The 23,564-nt window shown below is 42.9% G+C and carries 25 protein-coding genes and 1 pseudogene; 9 read left to right on the top strand and 17 right to left on the bottom strand.

The features are described 5' to 3' along the window. Together ACEWB7_RS10670 and ACEWB7_RS10665 are read left to right on the top strand one after the other, a co-directional pair. Positions 1–105: pseudogene (locus ACEWB7_RS10670) on the top strand (IS5/IS1182 family transposase); the annotation flags it as partial. A 289-nt stretch (positions 106–394) separates the two neighbouring features. Continuing rightward, positions 395–1,624, top strand: coding sequence for an MFS transporter (locus ACEWB7_RS10665; protein WP_262737940.1), 1,230 nt, complete (start codon positions 395–397; stop codon positions 1,622–1,624). A gap of 205 nt (positions 1,625–1,829) precedes the next feature. Here the strand turns inward: ACEWB7_RS10665 and ACEWB7_RS10660 are convergent, their stop codons facing one another. From ACEWB7_RS10660 to ACEWB7_RS10640, 5 genes are all read right to left on the bottom strand, one after another. Beyond that, positions 1,830–2,126, bottom strand: a complete 297-nt coding sequence (locus ACEWB7_RS10660; RefSeq protein ID WP_004787034.1) for a DUF3817 domain-containing protein — start codon at positions 2,124–2,126, stop codon at positions 1,830–1,832. A 127-nt stretch (positions 2,127–2,253) separates the two neighbouring features. After that, positions 2,254–4,356, bottom strand: a complete 2,103-nt coding sequence (yccS, locus tag ACEWB7_RS10655; RefSeq protein WP_249365116.1) for a YccS family putative transporter — start codon at positions 4,354–4,356, stop codon at positions 2,254–2,256. 205 nt (positions 4,357–4,561) lie between these two features. Continuing rightward, positions 4,562–5,104: a superoxide dismutase family protein gene (gene sodC, locus ACEWB7_RS10650; RefSeq protein WP_034701498.1), complete on the bottom strand. Its 543-nt coding sequence runs from the start codon at positions 5,102–5,104 to the stop codon at positions 4,562–4,564. Positions 5,105–5,214: 110 nt separating this feature from the next. Beyond that, positions 5,215–6,363 carry an AI-2E family transporter gene (locus ACEWB7_RS10645; RefSeq protein WP_034701496.1) on the bottom strand — a complete coding sequence of 383 codons (1,149 nt, stop codon included), beginning with the start codon at positions 6,361–6,363 and terminating at the stop codon, positions 5,215–5,217. Positions 6,364–6,495: 132 nt separating this feature from the next. Continuing rightward, the gene (locus tag ACEWB7_RS10640; protein WP_262737938.1) at positions 6,496–7,140 is read right to left on the bottom strand and encodes a ParA family protein; all 645 of its coding nucleotides are present in this window, start codon (positions 7,138–7,140) and stop codon (positions 6,496–6,498) included. A gap of 123 nt (positions 7,141–7,263) precedes the next feature. Between ACEWB7_RS10640 and ACEWB7_RS10635 the strand changes: the two genes are divergently transcribed. Further along, positions 7,264–7,731, top strand: a complete 468-nt coding sequence (locus ACEWB7_RS10635) for a Holliday junction resolvase-like protein (RefSeq protein WP_262737937.1) — start codon at positions 7,264–7,266, stop codon at positions 7,729–7,731. A 26-nt stretch (positions 7,732–7,757) separates the two neighbouring features. Continuing rightward, positions 7,758–8,342 (top strand): hypothetical protein, encoded by a 585-nt coding sequence (locus ACEWB7_RS10630; RefSeq protein WP_034701491.1) that lies wholly within the window; start codon positions 7,758–7,760, stop codon positions 8,340–8,342. Here ACEWB7_RS10630 and ACEWB7_RS10625 read toward each other — a convergent pair. Beyond that, positions 8,339–8,965: a class I SAM-dependent methyltransferase gene (locus ACEWB7_RS10625; protein WP_034701490.1), complete on the bottom strand. Its 627-nt coding sequence runs from the start codon at positions 8,963–8,965 to the stop codon at positions 8,339–8,341. The genes ACEWB7_RS10630 and ACEWB7_RS10625 overlap by 4 nt on opposite strands. A 180-nt stretch (positions 8,966–9,145) precedes the next feature. Between ACEWB7_RS10625 and ACEWB7_RS10620 the strand changes: the two genes are divergently transcribed. Then, positions 9,146–9,709 (top strand): hypothetical protein, encoded by a 564-nt coding sequence (locus ACEWB7_RS10620; protein ID WP_004787012.1) that lies wholly within the window; start codon positions 9,146–9,148, stop codon positions 9,707–9,709. A 223-nt stretch (positions 9,710–9,932) separates the two neighbouring features. On the opposite strand, the gene ACEWB7_RS10615 is transcribed toward ACEWB7_RS10620, so the two are convergent. Further along, positions 9,933–10,265 (bottom strand): HopJ type III effector protein, encoded by a 333-nt coding sequence (locus ACEWB7_RS10615; protein WP_034701514.1) that lies wholly within the window; start codon positions 10,263–10,265, stop codon positions 9,933–9,935. Positions 10,266–10,431: 166 nt separating this feature from the next. Here ACEWB7_RS10615 and crcB point away from each other — a divergent pair, with 166 nt between their 5' ends. Beyond that, positions 10,432–10,812: a fluoride efflux transporter CrcB gene (gene crcB, locus ACEWB7_RS10610; RefSeq protein WP_005233680.1), complete on the top strand. Its 381-nt coding sequence runs from the start codon at positions 10,432–10,434 to the stop codon at positions 10,810–10,812. 76 nt (positions 10,813–10,888) lie between these two features. Here crcB and ACEWB7_RS10605 read toward each other — a convergent pair whose 3' ends face one another. Together ACEWB7_RS10605 and ACEWB7_RS10600 are read right to left on the bottom strand one after the other, a co-directional pair. Next, entirely contained in the window at positions 10,889–11,140 is a 252-nt protein-coding gene (locus tag ACEWB7_RS10605; RefSeq protein ID WP_004787006.1) for a type B 50S ribosomal protein L31, read from the bottom strand. A gap of 97 nt (positions 11,141–11,237) precedes the next feature. Next, positions 11,238–12,536: an ABC1 kinase family protein gene (locus ACEWB7_RS10600; protein ID WP_004787005.1), complete on the bottom strand. Its 1,299-nt coding sequence runs from the start codon at positions 12,534–12,536 to the stop codon at positions 11,238–11,240. A 288-nt stretch (positions 12,537–12,824) separates the two neighbouring features. Here ACEWB7_RS10600 and ACEWB7_RS10595 point away from each other — a divergent pair, with 288 nt between their 5' ends. Continuing rightward, positions 12,825–13,031: a DUF1737 domain-containing protein gene (locus tag ACEWB7_RS10595; protein WP_034701512.1), complete on the top strand. Its 207-nt coding sequence runs from the start codon at positions 12,825–12,827 to the stop codon at positions 13,029–13,031. Between the two features lie 30 nt (positions 13,032–13,061). Here the strand turns inward: ACEWB7_RS10595 and ACEWB7_RS10590 are convergent, their stop codons facing one another. After that, the gene (locus tag ACEWB7_RS10590; protein ID WP_159122649.1) at positions 13,062–14,420 is read right to left on the bottom strand and encodes an MATE family efflux transporter; all 1,359 of its coding nucleotides are present in this window, start codon (positions 14,418–14,420) and stop codon (positions 13,062–13,064) included. A 40-nt stretch (positions 14,421–14,460) separates the two neighbouring features. After that, a complete protein-coding gene (locus ACEWB7_RS10585; protein ID WP_004786999.1) occupies positions 14,461–14,919 on the bottom strand; it encodes a DMT family transporter in 459 nt (152 codons plus the stop codon). 126 nt (positions 14,920–15,045) lie between these two features. Here ACEWB7_RS10585 and hemW point away from each other — a divergent pair, with 126 nt between their 5' ends. Beyond that, entirely contained in the window at positions 15,046–16,200 is a 1,155-nt protein-coding gene (gene hemW, locus ACEWB7_RS10580; RefSeq protein WP_262737936.1) for a radical SAM family heme chaperone HemW, read from the top strand. 104 nt (positions 16,201–16,304) lie between these two features. Here hemW and ACEWB7_RS10575 read toward each other — a convergent pair whose 3' ends face one another. The 6 genes from ACEWB7_RS10575 to hemF all read right to left on the bottom strand — a co-directional run bounded on the left by ACEWB7_RS10575 (position 16,305) and on the right by hemF (position 21,936). Beyond that, positions 16,305–16,589, bottom strand: coding sequence for a hypothetical protein (locus ACEWB7_RS10575; RefSeq protein ID WP_166135886.1), 285 nt, complete (start codon positions 16,587–16,589; stop codon positions 16,305–16,307). Between the two features lie 376 nt (positions 16,590–16,965). Next, positions 16,966–17,175: a cold-shock protein gene (locus tag ACEWB7_RS10570; protein ID WP_004786992.1), complete on the bottom strand. Its 210-nt coding sequence runs from the start codon at positions 17,173–17,175 to the stop codon at positions 16,966–16,968. Positions 17,176–17,534: 359 nt separating this feature from the next. Further along, positions 17,535–19,358 (bottom strand): acyl-CoA dehydrogenase C-terminal domain-containing protein, encoded by a 1,824-nt coding sequence (locus ACEWB7_RS10565; protein ID WP_262738455.1) that lies wholly within the window; start codon positions 19,356–19,358, stop codon positions 17,535–17,537. Positions 19,359–19,744: 386 nt separating this feature from the next. Further along, positions 19,745–20,533, bottom strand: a complete 789-nt coding sequence (gene aroE, locus ACEWB7_RS10560; protein ID WP_262738453.1) for a shikimate dehydrogenase — start codon at positions 20,531–20,533, stop codon at positions 19,745–19,747. A 98-nt stretch (positions 20,534–20,631) separates the two neighbouring features. Next, on the bottom strand, positions 20,632–20,838 hold the full coding sequence (locus tag ACEWB7_RS10555) for a hypothetical protein (RefSeq protein ID WP_004786985.1): 207 nt from the start codon (positions 20,836–20,838) through the stop codon (positions 20,632–20,634). A gap of 150 nt (positions 20,839–20,988) precedes the next feature. Next, positions 20,989–21,936: an oxygen-dependent coproporphyrinogen oxidase gene (hemF, locus tag ACEWB7_RS10550; RefSeq protein ID WP_262738450.1), complete on the bottom strand. Its 948-nt coding sequence runs from the start codon at positions 21,934–21,936 to the stop codon at positions 20,989–20,991. A 241-nt stretch (positions 21,937–22,177) separates the two neighbouring features. On the opposite strand from hemF, the gene hemN reads away from it, so the two are divergent. After that, a complete protein-coding gene (gene hemN, locus ACEWB7_RS10545) occupies positions 22,178–23,551 on the top strand; it encodes an oxygen-independent coproporphyrinogen III oxidase (RefSeq protein ID WP_262738447.1) in 1,374 nt (457 codons plus the stop codon). Positions 23,552–23,564 lie beyond the last annotated feature (13 nt).

The raw sequence follows: 23,564 nt of genomic DNA, 5'->3' as shown, positions 1-23,564 counted from the left end.
AAAAGATTTAGAATACTAAGTGAACGCTATCGAAATAGACGGAAAAGATTCGGTTTACGCATTAACTTAATCGCTGCACTGGTAAACCGGATGAACTTGCAATAACGACTTTCGCAAGAGATCTAATTTACTTAATTATCATAAGTATATAAAATATATAATCTTTATTGAATTAACTTGGAAGAGCTATAAATTTTTTTAATTTTTAGTTTTTCACTCGTGCTTATGAACCGGATGATTTGAGGTTAATTCAGAAAGAGAAAAATATAATATTTTGATTAGACCATTCAAAAAGAGAACGGATTTAAAAATAGTACTCTGCTAAAATTATTCTTCTCTATTTTAGATAAAGTTCCGTCTGCTATTAACGGATAGACTGGCAATAACAACTCCCATGCAAAATGCCCAAACTCACAAACTGACCCGTGCCACACTGATGTTCCCACTGGCACTGGTTCTGTTTGAATTCTCCGTCTATATCTGTAATGACCTGATCCAGCCGGCAATGTTAGCCATTACCCGTGATTTTGGCGTGAGCAGTTCCTGGGCACCATCTTCCATGTCCTTTTTCCTGCTAGGTGGAGCATTTGTTGCCGCAATTTTAGGACCCTTATCGGACCGTTTAGGTCGTAAAAAAGTCCTGCTCGGTGGCGTGGCATTTTTTGTGATCTGCTGTCTGGCGATTTTACTCACACCGAATATTCAAAGCTTTCTGTTCCTGCGCTTTTTACAAGGTTTTGGCTTGTCCTTTATTGCTGCTGTGGGTTATGCCGCGATTCAGGAAAGTTTTGAAGAACGCGATGCCATTAAAGTCATGGCACTTATGGCCAATGTCTCCTTGCTGGCACCACTTTTAGGGCCAGTAGTCGGTGCCTTTATGATTGACCATGTCTCATGGCACTGGGGTTTTATCGGCATTGCCTGTCTGGCATTTCTGAGCTGGTTTGGACTCAAAGCGAAAATGCCAAATCCGAATATCAGTATTCCGAAACAGCCACTTAGCTATATTGTCGATGACTTTAAACAGGTTCTGAAAAATAAGCGTTTTGTGATCATGACCATGGCATTGCCACTGGTGAGCTTGCCATTGATGCTATGGATTGCATTATCTCCCGTGATTCTGGTTGAAGAATTAGGCTTGAGTAGCATGCAATATGGCCTGGCTCAGTTTCCGGTATTGGGTAGCCTGATTCTGGGCAATATCATTCTACTGAAAATTATCGACAAGATGCCGCTCGGTAAAACAGTAATGCTAGGTGTGCCATTGATGCTGTTCGGAACCATTTTGCTTTTAGTGGGAATGCTGATTTCGGATTATTTTCTGCATTGCCTGATTATCGGTACGACTTGTATCAGTCTGGGAGAGGGGATCAGCTTCTCGGTATTGTACCGTTTTGCCCTGATGTCATCTGAAGTGTCTAAAGGCACGGTTGCGGCAACGGTATCCATCTTGATGATGCTGAGTTTCTTTATCGTGATTGAAGTGGTCAGAATTGCTTATGAAGCTTTTGATCTTTGGGCTTATTGCGGTGCCTCGTTTATTTTAATTGCGCTATGGTTTAGCTTGCCACGTATGCAGCTGAAACAGGTGATGTTGGAAAGAAAAGGGCGAGGGGAGTTTTAAAAGAATTCCTTTCTCTTAAATATTTAATCGAATGAAGCTATTTACTTTATTTGCCTCAAATAAAAGTATTGAATGTTCTCTCTCCCTATGGGAGAGAGAGGGAAATATTAATAAAATAACCTTACCTTTGCGCAGCAGTGCTACTCATCTCCTAAAAGGAGAGAAAACATCCATTATTGATTTAATAATGATTAGAATCCAAAAGTTAAGCTTCAGCCGGCTGCTCCAACTTCTTTAATTTCATATCAAAGATAAATGGTCCAAACGGCAGAATCGACGCGATCAAGCCCAAAATAAACATACTCAGAGACCATTTCTGTTTTTCGCAGACTGCAAATAACACCACTAGAAAAAGCACGAAAAGAACACCGTGACCCATGCCGATATATTTCACCAGAATCGGGTTATCCATCATGTACTTGACCGGCATGGCAATAAATAACAGCAGCAGAAATGAAATACCTTCAAGCAATCCAACCAGACGTAAAGTTTTAATATTCACGCGCGCTCACTCTTCTATGTTCTATTCAATCAGGCTTGAGTGTACCCAATCTGCCGATTTAAGCAAAATGAAATTTATAGGATAAAATTAATTATTTTAAATACTTATATCCTAGTGCTCCGCTTGGTTATTTGATTTCAACTACCAGTAATTGCTGTCTTAGAGACAATAATTCAGGCAAGGTTTCCAGTAACAGACTGATCTGTTTAAGCACCAGCAGCAGGTGGGTAGAGATATGTTCCTGCTGACTCAGTTGCCGGATTTCTGCCAATTGGCCTTGAATGTCCTGCTGCGGTACATTTTCAGGATTTGATAGGGCAGAGGTTAAAGTCTGCTGACAGGCAGAGAGCAGTTGCAGAATTTGCGGATCAGATACCTGTTCACGATGGCTACCCAATGCGGAAATATAACTGAGCTGACTGTGACTATAAACTAGATAACGAAAGGCATTGCGAATCAGCACCGGATCTGGATTTGGTTCGGTACTCAGACTGGAAATCATATTGGAAAGGTCAATCTGGGCATTGTGGGCCAAACGACGTGCTGTCCGATAAGCAATGCTGTTATTTTTGCCATGCTGATATTGCTCCAGAATAGCCAGTAAATAGTTCAGCGTCGCTTGGGAGGATTTTTTGATATTGCTGGAAATATTACGGAAATTCCAATCCGGCCAGATACAACTGACCGCCAGCCAGGCAATTAGACAGCCAATTAGGGTATCGATAATTCTCGGCAGAATGACAGCATAGCCTGCGCCTTTCAGATTAAAAATCAGCAGTACTACTAGGGTCGCCATTAATGTAGCCATAGCATATTTCTTGGAGCGCAAATAGAAAAAGCCGACACCAAAAATCACCGTAAGCAGCAACTGGCCTTCAATACTTGGTACAAAATACAGGATTGGAATTCCTAGAATGACGCCGAGCAATGTACCCAAAGTTCGCAGTTTTAAACGGCTTTTGGTAGCGAAATAACTGATCTGGCAGACAAATAAACTGGTCAGCAATATCCAGTAGCCATTTTTGGCAAAGGGCAATAGAGAAATTGCATAGCCGACCAGAAAGACCAAAGCGATCCGCACCGCATGACGAAACAGCGCCGATTGCGGTCCCAAATGGGGTTTTAATTTCAGCCAGAAATCTGCGGGTCCACGCAGGTCATCATCAAACAGGCTGGAATCATCAAAATGCTTTGGATAATCCGGACGGTAAATGGCTTGTCCATCCTGCAAATGTTGCAGCTGTTCATGCACACTCAGCAGATTGCTCAGAATGAGCTGTAAGTTTTTTACCTCAATATTCTGTGGATGCTGGGCAATCCAGTCCCTCATGGAGGCTTCTAATGCTTTGAGTGCCAGTTGATGCTGTTCAGGAAGTTGATAAGTTTCATTACGCAATACGCAAGCAGCCAACTGCTGGCAGGCAAGCGCCTGCAAGTGAATATTTTTCTGAATGCGAAAAATCAGATCGGTACGGCTAAAATGCTGGTGAATCTGCTCGTAATGCAGATAGTTAGCAGTTGCCTGCTCATGAATATCCTGAGTCAGAAAATAAAGATTCAGCCAGTAAATAGTTTTATGATTCGGACGTGAGGCTTTGAGTCGGGTCAGTAAAGAATCTTTGGTGCGGTTAAAGCTTTCAATGACTTGGGTATTTTTTAAGGAAAGCTCGTAGAGCAGCGGCTCGACATTATTCTGATTATCTGGATCAAATAATTTGGCTTTGGTCGATAGCAGCTCTGCCATCTGTTGCAGGTTGATGGACAGATTTTCCTGAACCTGTAAAGTTGGACGAATCAGATAAAATAGGATAGAAGTCAGGCCATACCACAGTACACCAACTACAAAATACAGCGGCTGTTCGTACCAGTGCGCATATTCTCCCAAGCCAAACATGGTGTAAATGGACAGCAATACAGTGCCAAATGAAATGGTGGCATAACGCTGTCCCAAAGCCCCCATTAAGATAAATACGGCACTAGAAAGTGATAGCCAGAGTGCAAACCAGACTTTATAGGAGTGCAGAAATTCCAGCATGCTACTGACTGCAAAAAACAGCAGCATGACCAGCCCCAGATTGCGCAGCCTTAAACTTAAACGGTCATCAAAATCGGTCAGGGCAGTGGCAATTGCTCCTAAAGTGACCGGAACAATCAAGGTTTCATAACCGAGAAGTTTTAGACCAAAAGTCGTTCCTGAAAGCACAATGAACATCTGCAAACAGTAAGTCATCAAGGCACTGGACTGAAAAGGCAACAGGGCTTTTTTAAGTATGTGCTGAAGAGGATGCAATATGGAATCTGAGCTATTCACAAGAATATGATCCGTGGTATTTGACTGCCGGTTTTGAATGCAATTTAAGCGCCAATTTCAAAAGAAATATCTAGTAAAAAACGGGCAAGAAGCCCGTTTTTGAATGCTAATAATCTGTAATAAATCAGATTACGCCACATGCAATACGTTCACCGCCACCGCCTAATGGCTGCGGTTCATCTGAATAGTTATCACCGCCTGCATGGACCATGATGGCACGACCCTGAACATCTGCCAGTTTCAGGCGTGGCGCAAGCAGAGTCACACGTGCTGTACCATCAGTGTTTACTTTAAGGGCTGGTAAGTCACCCAGATGACCCGTCATGGGTGTGCCATGATGAGGTGCCTGATTCGGATTGTAGTGACTGCCGGCAGCAAGTGCAGCACCTGGTTTGCCATCTTTTTCACCCGGTGCACATGAACCATTTTCATGAATGTGGAAACCACGCTCACCCGCAGGAAGCTGTTTCAGATTAGTACGAATCACCAGGCCAGCCGGACTGTCACTCAATAATACGGTACCAATCGATTCACCGACGCCTTGTGCAGAGACTGCATTCAGGGTCACGGCTTTAACATTTTCAGTCGAAGTAGAGGTTGAAGCGCAACCGGTAAAAAGTGCGGCACTGACTGCGCACAAAGCTGTAAGTTTAAACAATGAAGACATAATTATCACACCTTGATCTTTATTCTGCTTTTCGGAATCTATTGAAACAGAGCAAGACCAAAAGCACTATGGAAAATCAGTACTTAAATGTTTTAATTTGTTTAAGCCAGTTAGTCTTGTGATTTAGGCGTCTTGTTACGGCGCAGACGGAATTTTTTCTTCGGTTCAACCTCATGCGCCATAGTGGCTTTAGGCATCATCAAAGGTTCATTCAGGTTGCTTTCATGTAGCCATTCACGCCAGATGGCCAGTAGTACGGCCAGAATCACCGGTCCAATAAAGACACCGACCAGACCAAAACTGGCAATGCCACCCAAGACACCAAACATGATCAGCAGGAATGGAATTTGTGTTGCACCTGAAATGACCAGTGGACGAATCACATTATCTGCCGTACTTACAATACAGACACCCCAGACCATGACGCCAACGGCTTCGATAGTTTGTCCTTGCGAGAACAGCCATAGCGAAACTGCACCATAAGCAACTGGAGGGCCAAAAGGAATTAAGGCAAAGATAAAGGTGATAATGGTCAGTACCATTGGGTTCGGTACGCCAGCCACAAAGTAGCTGATACCTGCCAGTAAAGACTGGGCAATCGCCGTTAAACCTACCCCATAGACCACCGCACGTGTAGTATCCGAAATTGTAGCCAGATAATGATGAATACGTGGACCGACTACCATTTCAAAGGCTTTACGCACCTGATTCAGAATGGTATGACCATCACGGTAGAAGAAGAATAACGACAGTACGGCAAAACACAGCTTAAAGACATTTTTACTAATTTCATTCAGCACGACTTTGCCGTAATTCAGATGACCCTGAATCCAGACCGAAATAGTTTGTGCAATGCTATTTGGATCGGCATTAATCTCATTCAGGGTACGGGTAATTTCTTTACCCACAAGTGGCAGGCCGCGAATAAAATCAGGAACACTAAGATGACCTGAGAATACCTGTTTTTGTAATTCAAAATACAGATTCCGGCCTTCGTGTTGCAGCATAAAAATGGCAAAGATAAAAGGCAGACCAAATACCAGAATTACACCCAGAATCATTATAGTCGCGCTCAGCGTCGGCCGATTGCCACTCATTCTTAAGATCGACTGATACAGCGGCCAAGTCATGTACGCAATAATGGCTGCCCAAACTACAGGAATGATGAAATACTTGAGTATGTGAAAACTCAAAAAAATCAGAATGAAAAATAGTCCAAATAATAAGACTTTTTGTAGTGTAGGCGCGTACTGTTGCACTGAATTTAGAAGCTCATTTTTTTAGGTCGTGTCAGGCATATTAACTGAAAAAAAAGCGATCGAAAACGATAGTGCGGGAAGTAGTACGATTATTTTCCTTAGAATAAAAAGAAGAGGCTAAAAATAACAGAACTAGAACCATTGGCTTGGATCGTCAATAATGGCATTCAATAAAGGTTGCCATTGATCCTGTAATTCCCGGTACATCTTCTGCTGTTTATCAAAAATAGACAGGCCTTGCATGGCCAGTCGGCTATAGAATGCACGTTCAGAAATCCAGGTAACCGGTTGCTGATCAATTTTATTAAAGAATTGCTGAATGTCCTGATTACTGGCTGCATTAGGTTTGGTGCGGTTAGCGAGGAGCAGAATTTCAACCTTGCCTTTACGGATACGTTTAATATCCTGCAAATGTTTGAGAAAACGGCGCGTAGAATCAATATCAAAAAAAGAAGGCTGCAGCGGGATAATGATGGCATCCGCTTCACTAATTAGCTGTTCGGCATGATCTTCAGTCAGCGCTCCGGGTGCATCGATAATCAGATATTCCAGATTTTTAGGCGCATCCCCAATCGATTTGGCATTCCGCCAGTCCAGACTCTGAATCGGCGCGGCATCTTTCGGGCGATGTTTCAACCATTGCAAGGTCGATTTCTGGCTGTCCACATCAGCCAGAGCAACTTTATAACCCTTTTGTGCCAGGGCAGCTGCCAGGCTAATTGCAGTAATGGTTTTACCACAGCCACCTTTCTGATTTGCAACTAAAATAGTTTTCATGACCTGGGATGATTTAATTCTGCTCCCGCCTAGCATATCATTCTTTGCAGGCTTACTGGATGGCAGACCCTTTCAACTTCAGTCGAAGGTAGGCAGCAAAATAAAGCAGATTAGGAAGATTGAATGTCCATTGGAATGGCTATGCTGATTGGTGCCTGTATTGGAGTGGTTTTAACTACCCTGATTCTGGGCCAGACGCGAAATGGTCGAATTAAAGCAGAATATGAACAATATATTGCCGAGCTGGAGCTGGAACATCAGCAAGCTTTAGTCGCTGCACAAAAACGCAGTGTAAATACCAGTCGCGCGGTACTCAAAGGCAAAATGGCCGAGCAGTTGGCACCGATCATGGCAGAGTTTCAATATCTACCTAGTGATGCCAAATTTTTAGGCGATCCGGTGGATTATGTAGTCTTTGATGGTTATACCGATTTTCGTGATGGTGAAGGACTGGCAGAAGATATTGAAGTGGTTTTGATTGATATTAAAAGTGGTGGTGCACGTCTGACCAAAGGCCAGATGGCAATTGCTCAAGCCATTCAGGAAGGGCGGGTACGTTTTGAGACCATCCGGATTGATTTTGAAGACTGAAGGACAGCAAGCTTCAACGCTACACTATGGATAAACTGATTATTGCCGCAGCACTGTTTGCGCTTGGACTATGGATCTGGTCGGAATACTTTCGGGCGATCCCGAATCTGGAGCAGGCCGGGGTACTCAAAAATTTTCAGGTAGAATCGATTGAGCCGCATCAGGCTGAATATCGCGTACTGGCTAAACAGTATTATGGGCCTGAGCGCCGTACCATTCATCCAGCCAGTCCGGTGGTGGGAAGTTTTAATGATCTGGCCTATGTCAGTAATATTGATCTGTTACTAGCAGTACCGGAAGTATCCAGTGCTGTATTTAAACCATTCAAGCTTGAGCAGGACAGGCGTTGTTTTAATATGACCGCTACAGACGCACAAGCCAATCCTGCGAACATTCAACCTCATTTGCTGAACCTGAGTGTGATTGCCACCAGCGAAGCTGTTGCCAATAAGGTTCGCCGTTTAAAAGCAGATCAGCGGATCTGGCTGCAAGGTGACTGGGTACAGGTCAAATTAGCGACCAGCCAGCAAGAATTTCAGGTTGGAAAAAGCAATCCAAAATCAGCCCAATGCCGCCTGTTTAGAATAACTGATTTAAAAGTGCTGGATTAAAGCGGTTTATGCGCTCTAGCTAACAGCATACGCTGGCCAATCTTTGGAATACCTTCTGCATCGATATAATGAACTTCATCCAGTTCAAACCCAGCCTCTAAAAGAGCGGTTTCAATATCCCGGTTAAGATGACAGCCATCTGCTACTTTTTTCTGGATCGGGGTGAGTAAATGCTGTAAGCGCTGAATGTTGAGATGCTCTCGGTTTAATACATGCTCAACCAGATGGAAATGGCCGCCCGGCATCAAAACCCGGTAAATTTCATGCAGACTTTGATGCAGATCCGGAATACTGCATAAGGTCCAGGTTGATACGATATTTTCCAGACTATTTTCTGCAAAAGGCAGGGCTTCTGCACGGGCCTGAATCTGTTCGACCGCATAAGGGCTTTGACTGATACGCTGCTCAGCCAGTTTAAAAATGTCCAGGTTAGGTTCTAGCGCATAGACTTTATCGACGACCTGATAAAAAGGCAGATTCAATCCTGTACCAAAGCCAATTTCCAGGACTTCACCTGTAATAGGCAACAATAGTTCACGGCGTAAATCCATCAGGGATGGGGTCTGCATAACCTGATTCAGCAGATGCGGAAAAATATGTTGTTGATAGAATTTATACAGCATGGGCGCATTCAAATGATTTTTAGACAAGCTTAGATTAACCGAAAATAATCAGATTAGCTAAAGCTCTCCGCTCACCAAAATTGATCAACTTGTTACTAATTTCAACTATTTATTCATTAAAAAAATCGTACTATCAAACAAGATATTCTTGAAAAGATTTGATGGAATAAAGACAGAATTATGTTCAAACATCTTCGATACTATGCTTTGGCGGCCAGTCTTTTACTACCGCTTTATGGTCACACTTCTGTAGACCATAATGTTGCCAAAGGACTGCCACCGATGGCTAAAGACCAATCTATTTCAGTCTTGCAGCCGTTTAAAGGTGATTTCCGCATTCTGGGATCAAAAATTTATACCGACGATGAGCAGGCCAAGTTCTCTCCGATCGATTATGCGGTGAGTTGGGGGCTGTTTGCACAACCTGAAATTGCCCGGCACATTACAGTCAACCAGTATAACCGTTACCTGAACTGGAAAATGGATCGCGTGCCAGTGCCTATTGAACAGGCTAAACAGATGGTATCCAATATGCACATCATCCCTGCCAATCCACAAATTGCCAAAGCAATTAAACAGGTAAAACGGGGTGACCTAGTGCGTTTGCAAGGGGAACTGGTGGAAGTACGTGATAAAGACCTCGTCTGGAAATCCTCTTTAACTCCAACCGATACCGGTGATGGCGCTTGTGAAGTGTTTCGGGTCAGCTCAATCAAGTGGATTGAGAAAGTGGGTAAAGGTTAAAACTGGAAAACTTATGGCTTTCTGAAAGGGTCGCTTGGAGTGCTTCAGGGTGACCAGGCTTTATTGATATTTAATTTATTTTTAGCCTTATAGTTTTTCATTTTTAAAGTGAACTACTTCTTCCAAAAAATAATTTTAATCTTAAATATGAATGTCATTTTGTTCTGTTATTTTGATATAAAAAACCGCCAGAAATAGGCGGTTTTTTATATTAAAGACATGCTTATTTGGCAGCTAGAGCTTCACCTTCAAAGGCAATGCCATCCCAGCCATTTTGCATGAACTGGCGGATATTCTGGTGATCCGTTGCTTCTGGTGTGGCCAGTACAGCCGCATAGTGTTCTGCAAACAGGCTCAAGGTTTGTGCCTGATCTAGGCCATTCAATTTGGCAAATGAAAATACTTTGGCACTGCCTTGGTTTTCAGTGGCAGCATTAGCCTGTTGACCATTTTTAAAAGCAGTGGGTGTATGAGCATAGCGCGCATCGATATATGCAATCACATCTGCAAATTTAGCTTCGCCCGCAGCCAATTGAGCCATTAATTCCTGAGCCATGTGGATTCCTTCTAGACTTAAATCAATTTGAATGGCGTCGAATATACCAATTTTTTGGCAAAGATCCATGTTCATTCTGCAATTTTAGGTGCATGATGTTATTCATTATTCTCGTCCCACATGGTGGCTGACGAAAGATTTAAGATCGAATAAAGACGGAGTAGACATGAACTGGCTTTTGGTGGCAATGGGCGGCGCGATTGGGGCAACACTGCGTTATGGAACAGGAATGTTGATTGCCAAGCCACAGATGCTATTTCCGTGGCCGACCTGGTGGATCAATATTATAGGTTGCCTGTGTGCCGGGATTTTCTTTGCCTTTAGCCAGAAATACAGTTTCCTGCAAACCGAAGCACGGCTATTTTTGATGGTAGGTATCTTGGGCGGCTTTACGACTTTCTCCAGTTTTGGTCTAGAAACTTTTCAGCTGCTTAAGCAGGGTGCAGTCACGATTGCCCTAAGTTATGTGATCTCTAGTGTGATTGTCGGAGTATTTATGCTGGGGGTGGGCTTTTATTTAACCCAGCTGACTTTGGCACAAGCATAAAAAAGTCAGGAAATTGGAGGTAATTTCCTGACATAAACCACGATTTAAATTGAGAGAAAAATCGGAGGTTTTAAGTTTAACCACGTTTAAAACGGGCAAAACGTTTGTTAAAGCTCGCTACGCGACCTTCATTACTGGTTTGACGTTGCTCACCGGTATAAAACGGATGTGAAGCACTCGAAATATCCAGGGTGACATAAGGATAGGTCTTACCTTCATATTCCTTGGTCTGGCTAGAAGTCATGGTGCTGCCAATCACGAAGTAGGCATCAGCATTGGTGTCATGAAATAAAACTTCTCGATATTCGGGATGAATGTCTGGACGCATCGTAATATTCCTCTTGTAATTTAAGAGTAATGTTATAATGTAACATTTGATATTTCAAGTGAAGTAGGGTTACAGCTTGTAAGCTTATTACTTCAACTTAACTGCGACTTGGCACGATTTCTTCAAATACATCACTCAAATCATCATGTACTTTCAAATGAATCAAGTTCCAGTATTGTCCGGAAATAGTACGGTTTACCATCAGGGTATCCGGCGACGGTTTGAATACATCCCAATATTTCAGAGAAGGTTTGAGCAATTCCATTCCATCATGATGTGCTGAGTTTTCAGCAAAATCATAATTGGTAGTTAAAGGACGCATCAGCACTTCTAGCCATTGCTCATACAGATCGGCCGGGAATTTTCCGGTTTCTGTCAGGGTATGCAAGGCATCCAGTTGCTGTTCAATGGTCGAAATATCCTTGTCACGGGCTGCATGGATCAACTCTTTGAAATGAGTAATGATCTCGGTAGAAAGCGTTTTAACACCGCCGTAATCGTAAATAATCACCGAGCCATCTTCACGGAAGGCAAAGTTCCCTGGATGCGGATCACAATGGAAACGTTTCAGATAGAAAATTTCCTGACCAATCGCACGGAATAAACGGCGGCCTAGGGCATTACGGGTTTCTAGCGGCCATTGGCTGGCTGTTTCCATACTTTCACCCTGTTCCAGGCTTAGGGTCAGAATATGGCGGGAAGAATATTCACTAAATACTTTTGGAATCACAATTTGGTGATCGAGTGATTCATGAAAGGCACGTGCCACTTCCAGATTCTGAGCTTCAATTTCATAATTGAGTTCATTGTCCAGACTATGCTGGATTTCCTTGAATAGCTGATCCTGCAATTTGCGGTCAATTTTTAGTACACCCATCAAACGCAAGGCCAGACGAACCTGTTTCAGGTCACTTTCACAGGCTTCTTCCACTCCCGGATATTGCACCTTGACCACAACCTGCTGACCATCGGGTAGAGTCGCTTTATGCACCTGTCCGATCGAGGCTGCGGCAAAAGGCTGCTCATCAAACTGCTGGAATAGGTCCTGCAAAGATTTACCTAATTCTTTTTCAACCTGTGACTGAATCTCTTTAAATGGCATCGGTGGAGCCTGACGCTGCAATTTGGAAATGGCTCGAGCAACTTCAGGCGGGAAAATATCTTTATATTGTGAGGCAATCTGGCCGACTTTCATCACCGCACCTTTCATTTCCCCCAAGGTATCAGCAATCTGTACTCCAATATCCTGAAATAATTTACTGCGTGCAGCATTTTTCTGCTCTTCATCCGCAGTTAAATTTTTAATCGAATTGGATAGGGTTTTACTTGCAATACTTGCGGTCATTCCAGCCAATTTCATAAAGCGGCGACCAGGCGTTCGAGCCGTTTTTGCCATGCGAGATTCCTCAAAATCACCATTTTTATGGGTGTATTTGATCATAGGTGACAAACTATAAATTGCCTATATTTAATTGTAGATGTTATGTTGCAAAGCTTCTCAAAGTATTCATATTTGCTTGATATTGTTCATTTGATTTATACAATTTTTAAACCAACTCGGCGTATGTACGGCAGTTTTTAAATCAATTATTTAATTATTCTGGAGAGAGCAAAGCATGATTTTTAAGTGCCTTTCCATGATGAAAGTCTTAAAATAATCGCATCTCAAGATCAAGAAATTTCAATGAAAGTCTATCGATATTTTACTGGTAAAGATGATGTGAATTTTTGTGCCCGTGTGACCAAGGCACTCAATGAAGGCTATGAACTTTATGGTGCACCGACCATGACCTTTAATGGAACAGATGTCATTGTCGGGCAAGTGGTGATTAAGGAAGTGGCGGATGAGTCGGAAATTCCACAGGGATTAAAAGATGCGTTAAATCAGTAATTCAATGCATCTTTTTAAATAATAAGAGGATTAGGCATGCTGGCTTAAACGTTTATTATTACCATAAAGCCGTGCCAGCAGCAGGACACAAGCCACACTGAGACCGACAATCAGTCCGACCCAGACGCCTGCCGCCCCCATATCTCCAAACCGGGACAAATAAACCCCCACCGGGAAGGCAATCACCCAATAGGCAATCATGGTGATCCACATTGGGCCTTTGGTATCTTGCATACCGCGTAAGCAACCTGCAGCACTGATCTGCCAGGCATCCATCAGCTGATAGGCCACTGCAAAGAGCACCAGATAAAGCGCAATCTGGGTCACCATAGGATCAGAGGTATAAAGCGCTACGATTTCACTACGGAACACCCAGAGTAATAACATGATGAGCAGAGCCAAAATCGTCGCGGTCATCAGACCTAAGCCTTGTACTCTACGCATGGCATCCCAGTTCTGTTCACCATAATAAGTTCCCACCCGAATGGTTAGTGCAATGGCGAGAGACATCGGAATCATGAACAGCTGTGAGGTAACAGAAATAGCAATCTGGTGAGCGGCCACAATGGTTTCACCCAATGGGCTCAAGACTATCGCTGCGGTACTAAAAATACTCACTTCAAAGAAAATTGCCAGTCCGATCGGAAAGCCCAGCTTTAAAATCCGTTTCAGCCAATATCCGTTCAGCTTTTCCCAGTGACTAAATGGCTGACTACTTTGATAAACCCGATTTTTAAAAATATACAGCGCCAAGCTGAGTAACATTAACCATTGCAGAATTGCTGTGGCAAAACCACAACCGGCACTGCCCAGTGCCGGAATAGGGCCAACTCCATACATAAAAATGAAGTTTAATGGAACCAAAAGCAGTAGCGCCATGAGGCTAATAGCAGTGACCGGACGTGGATAACCAATGGCTTCAGAATAACCACGTAAAGCCGCATACATGGTCACAGCAGGCATACCAAAGCCGATGGCATGTAGGAACAGACCAGCCTTAGGTTGCAAGCTTTCTGGGACACCTAGTAAAGGTAAAGAGAGGGGCAAAACTTGTAAAACCAGACCCGCAATCACCCCAAGGATGAATGCGACCCATAATGATTGTCGCGCAATTGTGGCAATTTTCTCAGGTGTACGTGCACCTTTAGCTTCAGCGACTAGAGGCGTGGTGGCGATCATGATGCCACTGAAGAGTAGCATGACTGGAATCCAGAGGCCGACACCAACCGCAATCGCTGCCAGATCAGTTGGTGAGAGACGCCCGGCCATAATGGTATCAATCAGGCCCAAACCTGCCTGGGAGAATTGTGTGACCAGAATGGGCAACATCAGATGGAACAGCTGTTTTAATTCATAACGACGGGTTGTGGCTGTCAAAACATTCGACACAAAAATTACTCATTAGTGATCATGTGCTTAGAGATAAGGTTTAGCGTTGTAAAGTGAGAAGCACACCAATAAAAATCACCACGCCACCTAAAAGACGTTGCCAGTTCACCGGCATTTTTTCATTGCCCAGCAGACCAAACTGATCGACGATCATGGACATCACCATCTGACCAAAAATAATCATTCCGGTCAGTGTCAGGAAGCCCATTTTAGGTGCAGCATAAATGCTCATGCTGATCGCATAAACACCCAAAAAACCACCTAACCAGAGATACCAGGGAATTGCCATCAGCTCCTGTAAGCCTGGTTTGGGATGTGACTGAAACAGCACGATGCCGGCAAGCACTATTGTACCAATCAAAAAGGAAAAAAATGCAGCTTGAATAGGAGAATATAAATATTCTTTTAATTGGGTATTAATAGCCGTCTGTAAGGTCAGCAAGACCCCAATCGCAAAGACCAAAGGTAGTAAAATAAGGAGCTGGGAGGATATTTTCATAATTTTAACTATCTAATTCTATTTGAATTTTTAGGCATTAGGCGATGGCGATTTTAATTTTAGCAGTGTTGTTGCCGAGTCATGTTAAAATTACGCTAGATCTTGTAGTTGTTTTTGAGTAGTTCTTTGGCTGAATTGAATCCTGCACTTATTCCCTTATCCCTGTATATCCATATGCCGTGGTGCGTACGTAAATGTCCGTATTGTGACTTTAACTCGCATGCCGTACCTGATGGAAAACTGTCTTTGGACCTGGAGCGGGAATATCTGCATGCGCTGGTAGAGGACTTTAAAACTCAGGTTGATTTTGCCCAAGGCCGTTCGATTCATAGTGTATTTATCGGTGGGGGAACGCCGTCACTGATCTCTGCTGCAGGTTATCAGTGGCTATTTACCGAACTAAAAGCACTGATTCCTTTTGAAGAGAATTGTGAAATCACACTAGAAGCCAATCCGGGTACAGTGGAACATGATCCATTTGCTGGCTATTTAGCAGCTGGTATTAATCGTCTTTCCATTGGCGTGCAAAGTTTTAATACCGAACACTTAAAAAAGCTGGGCCGAATCCATAGCAATGAAGATGCGATCTCGGCGATTGGCCTGGCGCGTGAGGCAGGGTTTCAGCGGATCAATGTCGACTTGATGCATGGCTTGCCTGAACAGACACTGGAACAGGCACTCAATGATCTTAGACTGGCAGTCGAGAATGGCGCTACGCATATTTCGTGGTATCAGTTAACTATTGAGCCGAATACCGTGTTTTTCCGTACTCAGCCGATTTTACCGGTCGATGAAGTACTGGAAGAGATTCAGGAACAGGGGGAGGCTTATTTAAAAGCCAATGGCTTTATCAATTATGAAGTCTCTGCCTGGCGTGAAGAATTACCATCGGCACATAACCTGAATTACTGGCAATTTGGTGATTATCTGGCCATTGGAGCAGGGGCGCATGGCAAAGTGACTCAACCGGATGGTGTTTACCGTTTCCAGAAAACCCGTTTGCCCAAAGACTATTTAGCCAAAGTGCCAGCAGAACATTTGCAGTTTAAGCGCATCGAAGCGGCAGATATGCCGTTTGAATTTATGATGAATGCCTTACGTTTAAATGAGGGTGTGGAAGCGAAGCTTTATCTTGAACGAACAGGTTATAGTCTGGATACACTGGATGAATTGCTGACTTCATTGCGCCAACGTCAATTAATGGTAGAAGATACAGAACGTCTGGCATGTACTGAGCAAGGTCACATCTTTTTAAACTCTGTGCTGGAAGAGTTTCTTTAATTGCCTAATCTATCCGAATAATTAATCCAGTTTAAAAAGAAAAAGCCCGATGAGTTACATCGGGCTTTTTCTTCTCTCTCCACTATGCATTTAAGCCATTCGGATTAACGATACTTAGGTGGCAACTTGTGATGCGGGCCATTGTGATGATTTTTGTTGAAGAAGCCTTTATGGTCTTTCTTGCCAAACTTATCATGACGATCATGCTGGTTAAAATGCGCTTTAGGAGGTGCTTTATGGAAACCCCCTTTATGCGGCATTGGTTTCTTATCAAAATGATGCGCTGATGGCGTTGGATGACGATGATCCGGTCCAGGAGCCGCCATTGCTGACATGGTAGCTGTTGTTGCGATCAAACCAATCATTAAAGAAGAAACTAATTTTTTCATGATCATACTCATATTTATTCAATGAGTTCATCATAGGAGTCAGTGATGTAGGGAAGATGGAGCCATAGACAACACTTTTGTAAATTTCAGGATTTTTTTAATTTTGTATTTAAGTGATTAATAAATAATAATTTTTATTAAATATTCTATATTTTTATGTGCAATTTTTGATTTTAAAATCATCAAAATTCTTCTCAGTTTCTTCATGTTTTAACATGACTAAAATCAGATGAAGAGATTTGGGACAAGATGATGAATGAAAAGCGAATATTTTTAATTATCTTTAAAATTTAATTAATTGATCTGGAAACTAAAATTAGCCAATTTAAGGTACAAAAAAGCACTCTAATGAGTGCTTTTTTTCATCTTCGCAATATTAGATTGCAGTGATGTTAGTCGCTGTAGGACCTTTTTGGCCTTGAGCTACGCTGAAAGAAACCTTTTGGCCTTCAGCTAAAGTTTTGAAACCTGAACCTTGGATTTCGCTGAAGTGAGCGAAAACGTCTGGACCATTGTCTTGTTGAATGAAGCCAAAACCTTTAGTTTCGTTGAACCACTTTACTGTACCGGTAACTGTGTTAGACATAATATAACCTATTGAATCTTATGGATTTATAGTCAAAATTTCAGATGACTAGCTGTAACTTTGAAAAATAAAAAGGATGGAGCTTATTGATCTTTAAAACGAAGGTTTATGACTAAAACTGCGATACTTAAAAGAAGACTAACCAAAACAAGAATTTTTCTAGTTATCGCCATCATACCCTGTATTTATAGATATTCAAGTAAATTATATGGATTATTTAATAGACGTCTGAAAATTATAGATATAAATTTGTGTAGTTTGTGTACGCAGCAGATTTTTCTTTGTATCCAGTCATCATTTTGACATATGAAAAAGAGCGCCGTAGCGCTCTTTTTAAAGCTAAAACCTAAACTTTTGACTTAGTAATCAAAACTGAAGTGTTCTGCTGCCAGTGAAGTCATGGTTTTGGATGGATTCACCATTGCTTCAGCATGGCCTTGGGCACGTGGCAATAAACGCTCAAAGTAGAAATCAGCAGTTTTAATTTTCGCTTTGTAGAACTCTGGAACTTCTGCACCATCACCAGCAACCAGTTTCGCTGAAGCCACTGCAGCTTGTTGTGCCCAGAAGTAAGCCATCATTACATAGCCTGAGAACATCAGGAAGTCCACAGAAGCAGAGGATATGATGTCACGGTCTTTACGTGCTGCCAGCATGATACGTACAGTTAACGCATTCCACTGTGCACATAGCTTGGTCAGGTCCCAGGCAAAACGGCGCATGTATTTATTGCGTGCATGCTGTCCACAGAATTTCAGAATTTCAGCGGTGTAATCACGAATCACTTTACCTTTAGAGGTTAGCAGGACCTTACGACCAATCAGGTCAAGTGCCTGAACGCCAGTCGTTCCTTCGTACAGGGTAGAGATACGTGAGTCACGAACGATTTGCTCCATGCCCCATTCTTTGATGTAACCATGACCACCAAATACTTGCATACCGTGGTTCGCTGCTTCATAACCCATTTCAGTCAGGAAGCCTTTCAGAATAGGGGTATAGAAACCTAAGTGATCATCTTGCTGTTCAAATTCAGCAGTATCACCACGCAGCAGGGCATCATTCATGTTATCTGCGATTTTTGCTGCATGATAAATCATGGCACGACCACCTTCAGCAATCGCTTTCTGGGTCAACAGCATACGGCGCACATCGGCATGGTGGATGATCGCATCCGCCACTTTTTCCGGATCTTTTTTACCAGACAGGGCACGCATCGACATACGTTCTTTGGCATATGGCAATGCACCCTGGAACGATAATTCTGCATGACAGATACCTTGGATTGCGGTACCAATACGCGCGGTATTCATGAAGGTAAACATGGCATGCAAGCCTTTGTTTGGCTCGCCAATTAAATAACCTACTGCATTGTCAAAGTTTAGTACCGCTGTTGCAGAGGCACGGATCCCCATCTTGTGTTCAATCGAACCACAGTTTACGGCATTGCGTTTACCGATACCGCCATCTTCAGTGGCAATAAATTTCGGTACGATAAACAGGGAAATGCCTTTGGTGCCTTGTGGCGCATCTGGAAGACGTGCCAAAACGATGTGCACGATATTTTCAGTTAAATCATGCTCACCCGCAGAAATGAAGATTTTGGTACCAGAAATCGCATAAGTACCATCAGCTTGTGGTTCTGCTTTAGTTTTTACCTGACCCAGGTCGGTACCACATTGTGGCTCAGTCAGACACATGGTTCCTGACCAGGTACCTGCAACCAGATGCGGTAAATAGGTATTTTTCTGTTCATCAGTACCATACTGGATGATGGTATTGATACAACCCACGCTCAAACCTGGATACATCTGGAAAGACCAGTTTGCTGTACCCATCATTTCGGATTTGATCAGGTTTAAAGACATCGGCAGGTTTTGACCGCCAAATTCTTCAGGATAAGACAGACCTTGCCAGCCACCTTGCACGAACTGATCATAAGCTTCCTTGAAGCCTTTCGGTGTACGTACTTCGCCATTCTCAAAATGACAGCCTTCTGCATCACCGGTCTGGTTCAGTGGAGAAAGTACATTTTCACAGAAATCTGCCGCACCTTCTAGGATCATGTCTACCGTATCTGCATCGGCATATTCGCCATTTGACAGTTTTTGGTAATGTGCAGGGTAATCAAGCACTTCATTCATTAAGAAGCGAATATCACGTAAAGGAGCTTTATATGCTGGCATGCGTTTAATCCTGATTAAAATAGTTTTGGATTATCTGTATCGATTCTATGATTATTCACATTGGGGATAAAAAAACATTGATAAAGACAACAAATAAAAATGTCAGAAAAGCGAATCGAGAAGATCAGATGAGTTTAAAGATTAAATAACGGAACTCTCCATCTTTAAATAAGGCACTTCTATTGAAAAATGCTTATCTGTCTGGACTTTAATCAATATTTAGGGAGGTTGTCTAGGGGTATTTTTGTATGAATTATACACGAATGTTAGGGTCTAATCATTGGATAAATCATGTCATTAAATCCAATTTAATTTTATTATTTTTAATGAAAGGAAAAGAGCGAACGGATTAATGGCTAACCCGTTCATCTCAAAAATATTCAGAATTAAAGAAAATCTTTCAACTCAGGTTTTACTCCGTTCCAGATATAAAAAGATTCAATGGCCTGACCGACTAGCATGCCGAAACCTTCAGAAGTAGAGACGCCACGGGCTTTGGCTTGATCCAGAAAAGTGGACGGTTTGCCATAGGCCATTTCATAGGCATGTTTAAACTGTAGAGCTTCAGGTAGTACCAGAGCATCACCGCTAAGACTGGCAGAAGTCGCATTAATTACGATATCAAATTCACCGGCTAAATCAGTTAAGGCAATGGCTCGCAGTTCTGCTTGTGGAACAGCATCTTTTAGATCGGCAACCAGTTGTTCTGCACGTGACAAAGTACGATTAGCAATAACAATCTTCTTCACACCGGCCTGTACCAATGGATAGATCACGCCGCGGGTCGCACCGCCAGCACCAATAATCAGGATATCGGTATTTTCCAGAGTCCAGTCAAGAGCACGAATAGCCTCGACTAAGCCTTGTCCGTCAGTATTGTCTCCATGCAGAATACCATCTTTCATCCATAGGGTATTAACTGCTTTGGCGATTTTGGCGCGTTCGGTAAGGACCTGGCATTGGGCAAAGGCCTGTTCTTTGAAAGGCACAGTCACATTCATGCCAAGACCGCCCTGAGCAAAAAATTCCTGGATATTGGCTGTAAAACCATCCAGTGGGACAAGGCGTTTGGTATAGGTCAGATCGATCCTGGTTTTGGCAGCGAAAGCCTGATGCAGTTCAGGAGAGCGTGATTGTTCGATGGGGTTGCCAATGACGGCAAATTGCTTGCTCATTTCACCATGTCCATGTGCGGAAATGGCCATTAATATACGTGAAAATGCAGGAGGGCTAAAGCCTGTCAGCAGGGAAAAGCAGGCTAAAGATTAAAGGTTTAGGAGCTACAAATCTCAATAATATGTTCGACAAAAAGCAAGGCCATACTAAATAAGGTTCCGGCAATTGTGAGGACACTCACAGAAATGGCAACTACATCTAAAATCAGGTTATGACTGATGACAGCGGTACTAATCGCACTAATACCAAGCGCCAGAAATAGCCAAAAGGCCAACGTAGCAGGATTAAGGTGAAGCTTAAACATTGTTATTTTTACCTAGCAGAATTTATCTTTATCAGAGTCAAGATCAAGGAGTAGATCCTGAAATATCTTTCTGAGTTGCAGTATAGAGGATTTATCCATTAAAACAGCCCTCGATCTGAGGGCAATTTGTATTTAAATATTTTGATTGCTTTATTTTGTTTTTAATTCTGTTAACCAGTCATGCGGTTTGAGGTAGTAATCGATTAAACGTTTTTCTGGTGATCCTTCCGCCCATTCCGGACGATATAACCAGCCGGTAAGAGGCGGCAGGCTGACTAGAATTGATTCAATCCGTCCACCCGTCTGCAGGCCAAACAGTGTGCCACGATCATATACCAGATTGTATTCCACATAACGGCCACGACGATACAGCTGGAAATCACGTTGTGCTTCAGTATAAGGCTTGTCTTGGTTGCGCTGGAAAATTGGCAGAATGGCCTCTAAATAGCCATTGCCTACGGCCTGCATATATTGGAAACAGGTTTCAAAATCCCATTGATTCAGGTCATCAAAGAATAGGCCACCGACACCGCGCTGCTCATCACGATGTTTTAGATAGAAATAATCATCACACCATTTTTTATGTTCTGGATAAACCTCTTCGCCAAATGGAGCACAGAGATCATGCGCTGTCTGGTGCCATGACAGCACATCTTCATCATTTGGATAGAAAGGGGTGAGGTCAAAACCGCCACCAAACCACCAGATTGGATCCTGACCTTCTTTTTCCGCCACAAATAAACGTACATTGGCATGTGAGGTCGGGACATTCGGATTTTTAGGATGGATGACTAAAGATACACCCATGGCTTGGGCTTTAGCTCCGGCTATATTCGGATGGCGTTCAGTGGCAGAAGCGGGCAGTTTGGAAATATTGATGTGAGAGAACATCACACCGCCTTTTTCAATCACCGTACCATTTTGCAGCACGCGTGAGCGGCCACCGCCACCTTCAGGACGTTGCCAGTCATCAATCACAAATTCAGCCGTGCCGCCACCGGCACGTTCCTGCTGTTCCAGCGCGGCACAAATCCGGGCTTGCAGGTCGAGGAGAAAATCGCGAACGCGTTGAATATCTGCAGAGGTAGGATGCTGCATCAGAACCCTCATAGGGAAATAAAAAGACTGCTTACATCAAAGCATAAAATGGCCTAAAAATTAAGGTGTTTTTCTGGAGGCTCACCATCTGTAACAACATTCAACCTAATGTTTTAGAAGGATGTGTAGTACATTAAATCCGACCAGACTACTAGGTTGAATTCTTTTTTTGAGCTCCGCACAATAACCTCAACAGCGCTTATGCAGCGCATTAACCTGACTGATAAGGTGGTAGGCATTCATGACTGTGCAGGCAAATTCTCTCATTCAAAAATATAATGTCCCCGGTCCTCGCTACACCAGTTATCCAACCGTACCTTATTGGGAAGAGTCAGGATTTTCACTAGAGCTTTGGAAGCAGACACTAAAACGTTCTTTTCAGGAGTCGAATGCGACTGAAGGCATCAGCCTGTATATTCATCTGCCATTTTGTGAAAGTTTATGTACCTTTTGTGGCTGTCATAAACGGGTGACCAAACGTCATGAAGTCGAGCAGCCTTATATACAAGCTGTGCTGAAAGAATGGGAGCTGTATTGTGAGTTATTAGAAGAAAAACCCATCATCAAAGAAATTCATCTTGGTGGTGGGACACCGACGTTCTTTTCCATTGAACATTTAACCCAGCTGATTCAAGGTATTTTGTCCAAAGCCAAGATTGCAGCAGAGCATGAATTCAGCTTCGAAGGTCATCCAAACAATACCACGCGTGAGCATTTGCAAGGCTTGCATGACCTGGGTTTTCGTCGGGTCAGTTATGGCGTGCAGGATTATAATGAAACTGTACAAAAAGCCATTCACCGGATTCAGCCTTATGAAAATGTTAAACAGGTGACTGAATGGGCACGTGAAATTGGTTATGAATCGATTTCGCATGATCTGGTTTTTGGTCTGCCATTTCAAAGCCTGGAGGATGTCTTAAATACCATCGATCAGACCAATTCACTGTTACCAGACCGTCTGGCCTTATATAGCTATGCACATGTGCCTTGGATTAAAGGGAATGGCCAGCGCGGTTTTAAAGATGCTGATGTACCGAAAGATGAGATCAAGCGTCAATGTTATGAAGAAGGTAAGAAGAAACTCTTAGCGCATGGTTATCATGAAATTGGTATGGATCATTTTGCGCTAGAAAAAGACAGCATGTACCAGTCCTTTCAGTCTGGAACTTTGCACCGCAATTTTATGGGTTATACCGCGTCTAAAACTCAGGTGATGATCGGACTCGGAATTTCTTCGATTAGTGATAGCTGGTATAGCTTTGCGCAGAATGTGAAAACCATTGAAGAATATTATGAACTGCTAGAGCAAAACCAGATTCCGGTCTTTAAAGGGCATATCCTGACTCAGGAAGATCTGATTACCCGTAAACATATCCTGAATCTGATGTGTAGCTTTACTACCTCTTGGGCAAAACCTGACATGCAGTTTGCTGAAATTGATGAAGTTCTGGAGCAGCTTGAGGAAATGCAGCAGGATCAGCTGATCAAAATTGAAGACTCTTCAGTCACGATTTTGGAGAAAGGGAAACCATTTGTACGCAATATTTGTATGGCTTTTGATTTACGTTTAAAGCGTCGCATGCCAGAGAACCGGATTTTCTCGATGACGATTTAAGAATCCCTCTTAG

Source organism: Acinetobacter sp. NIOH-H-8 (assembly GCF_046635365.1).
Taxonomy (GTDB): Bacteria; Pseudomonadota; Gammaproteobacteria; order Pseudomonadales; family Moraxellaceae; genus Acinetobacter.
This window is presented reverse-complemented; position numbering and strand designations above follow the sequence as displayed.

Bases quoted from the DNA above. Each gene is read 5' to 3' on its own strand.
- ACEWB7_RS10665 (WP_262737940.1), top strand. From the start codon at position 395: ATGCAAAATGCCCAAACTCACAAACTGACCCGTGCCACACTGATGTTC.
- yccS (WP_249365116.1), bottom strand. From the start codon at position 4,356: ATGACTTACTGTTTGCAGATGTTCATTGTGCTTTCAGGAACGACTTTT.
- sodC (WP_034701498.1), bottom strand. From the start codon at position 5,104: ATGTCTTCATTGTTTAAACTTACAGCTTTGTGCGCAGTCAGTGCCGCA.
- ACEWB7_RS10640 (WP_262737938.1), bottom strand. From the start codon at position 7,140: ATGAAAACTATTTTAGTTGCAAATCAGAAAGGTGGCTGTGGTAAAACC.
- ACEWB7_RS10635 (WP_262737937.1), top strand. From the start codon at position 7,264: ATGTCCATTGGAATGGCTATGCTGATTGGTGCCTGTATTGGAGTGGTT.
- ACEWB7_RS10630 (WP_034701491.1), top strand. From the start codon at position 7,758: ATGGATAAACTGATTATTGCCGCAGCACTGTTTGCGCTTGGACTATGG.
- ACEWB7_RS10625 (WP_034701490.1), bottom strand. From the start codon at position 8,965: ATGCTGTATAAATTCTATCAACAACATATTTTTCCGCATCTGCTGAAT.
- ACEWB7_RS10620 (WP_004787012.1), top strand. From the start codon at position 9,146: ATGTTCAAACATCTTCGATACTATGCTTTGGCGGCCAGTCTTTTACTA.
- ACEWB7_RS10615 (WP_034701514.1), bottom strand. From the start codon at position 10,265: ATGGCTCAGGAATTAATGGCTCAATTGGCTGCGGGCGAAGCTAAATTT.
- crcB (WP_005233680.1), top strand. From the start codon at position 10,432: ATGAACTGGCTTTTGGTGGCAATGGGCGGCGCGATTGGGGCAACACTG.
- ACEWB7_RS10605 (WP_004787006.1), bottom strand. From the start codon at position 11,140: ATGCGTCCAGACATTCATCCCGAATATCGAGAAGTTTTATTTCATGAC.
- ACEWB7_RS10600 (WP_004787005.1), bottom strand. From the start codon at position 12,536: ATGGCAAAAACGGCTCGAACGCCTGGTCGCCGCTTTATGAAATTGGCT.
- ACEWB7_RS10595 (WP_034701512.1), top strand. From the start codon at position 12,825: ATGAAAGTCTATCGATATTTTACTGGTAAAGATGATGTGAATTTTTGT.
- ACEWB7_RS10585 (WP_004786999.1), bottom strand. From the start codon at position 14,919: ATGAAAATATCCTCCCAGCTCCTTATTTTACTACCTTTGGTCTTTGCG.
- ACEWB7_RS10575 (WP_166135886.1), bottom strand. From the start codon at position 16,589: ATGAAAAAATTAGTTTCTTCTTTAATGATTGGTTTGATCGCAACAACA.
- ACEWB7_RS10570 (WP_004786992.1), bottom strand. From the start codon at position 17,175: ATGTCTAACACAGTTACCGGTACAGTAAAGTGGTTCAACGAAACTAAA.
- ACEWB7_RS10565 (WP_262738455.1), bottom strand. From the start codon at position 19,358: ATGCCAGCATATAAAGCTCCTTTACGTGATATTCGCTTCTTAATGAAT.
- aroE (WP_262738453.1), bottom strand. From the start codon at position 20,533: ATGAGCAAGCAATTTGCCGTCATTGGCAACCCCATCGAACAATCACGC.
- ACEWB7_RS10555 (WP_004786985.1), bottom strand. From the start codon at position 20,838: ATGTTTAAGCTTCACCTTAATCCTGCTACGTTGGCCTTTTGGCTATTT.
- hemF (WP_262738450.1), bottom strand. From the start codon at position 21,936: ATGCAGCATCCTACCTCTGCAGATATTCAACGCGTTCGCGATTTTCTC.
- hemN (WP_262738447.1), top strand. From the start codon at position 22,178: ATGACTGTGCAGGCAAATTCTCTCATTCAAAAATATAATGTCCCCGGT.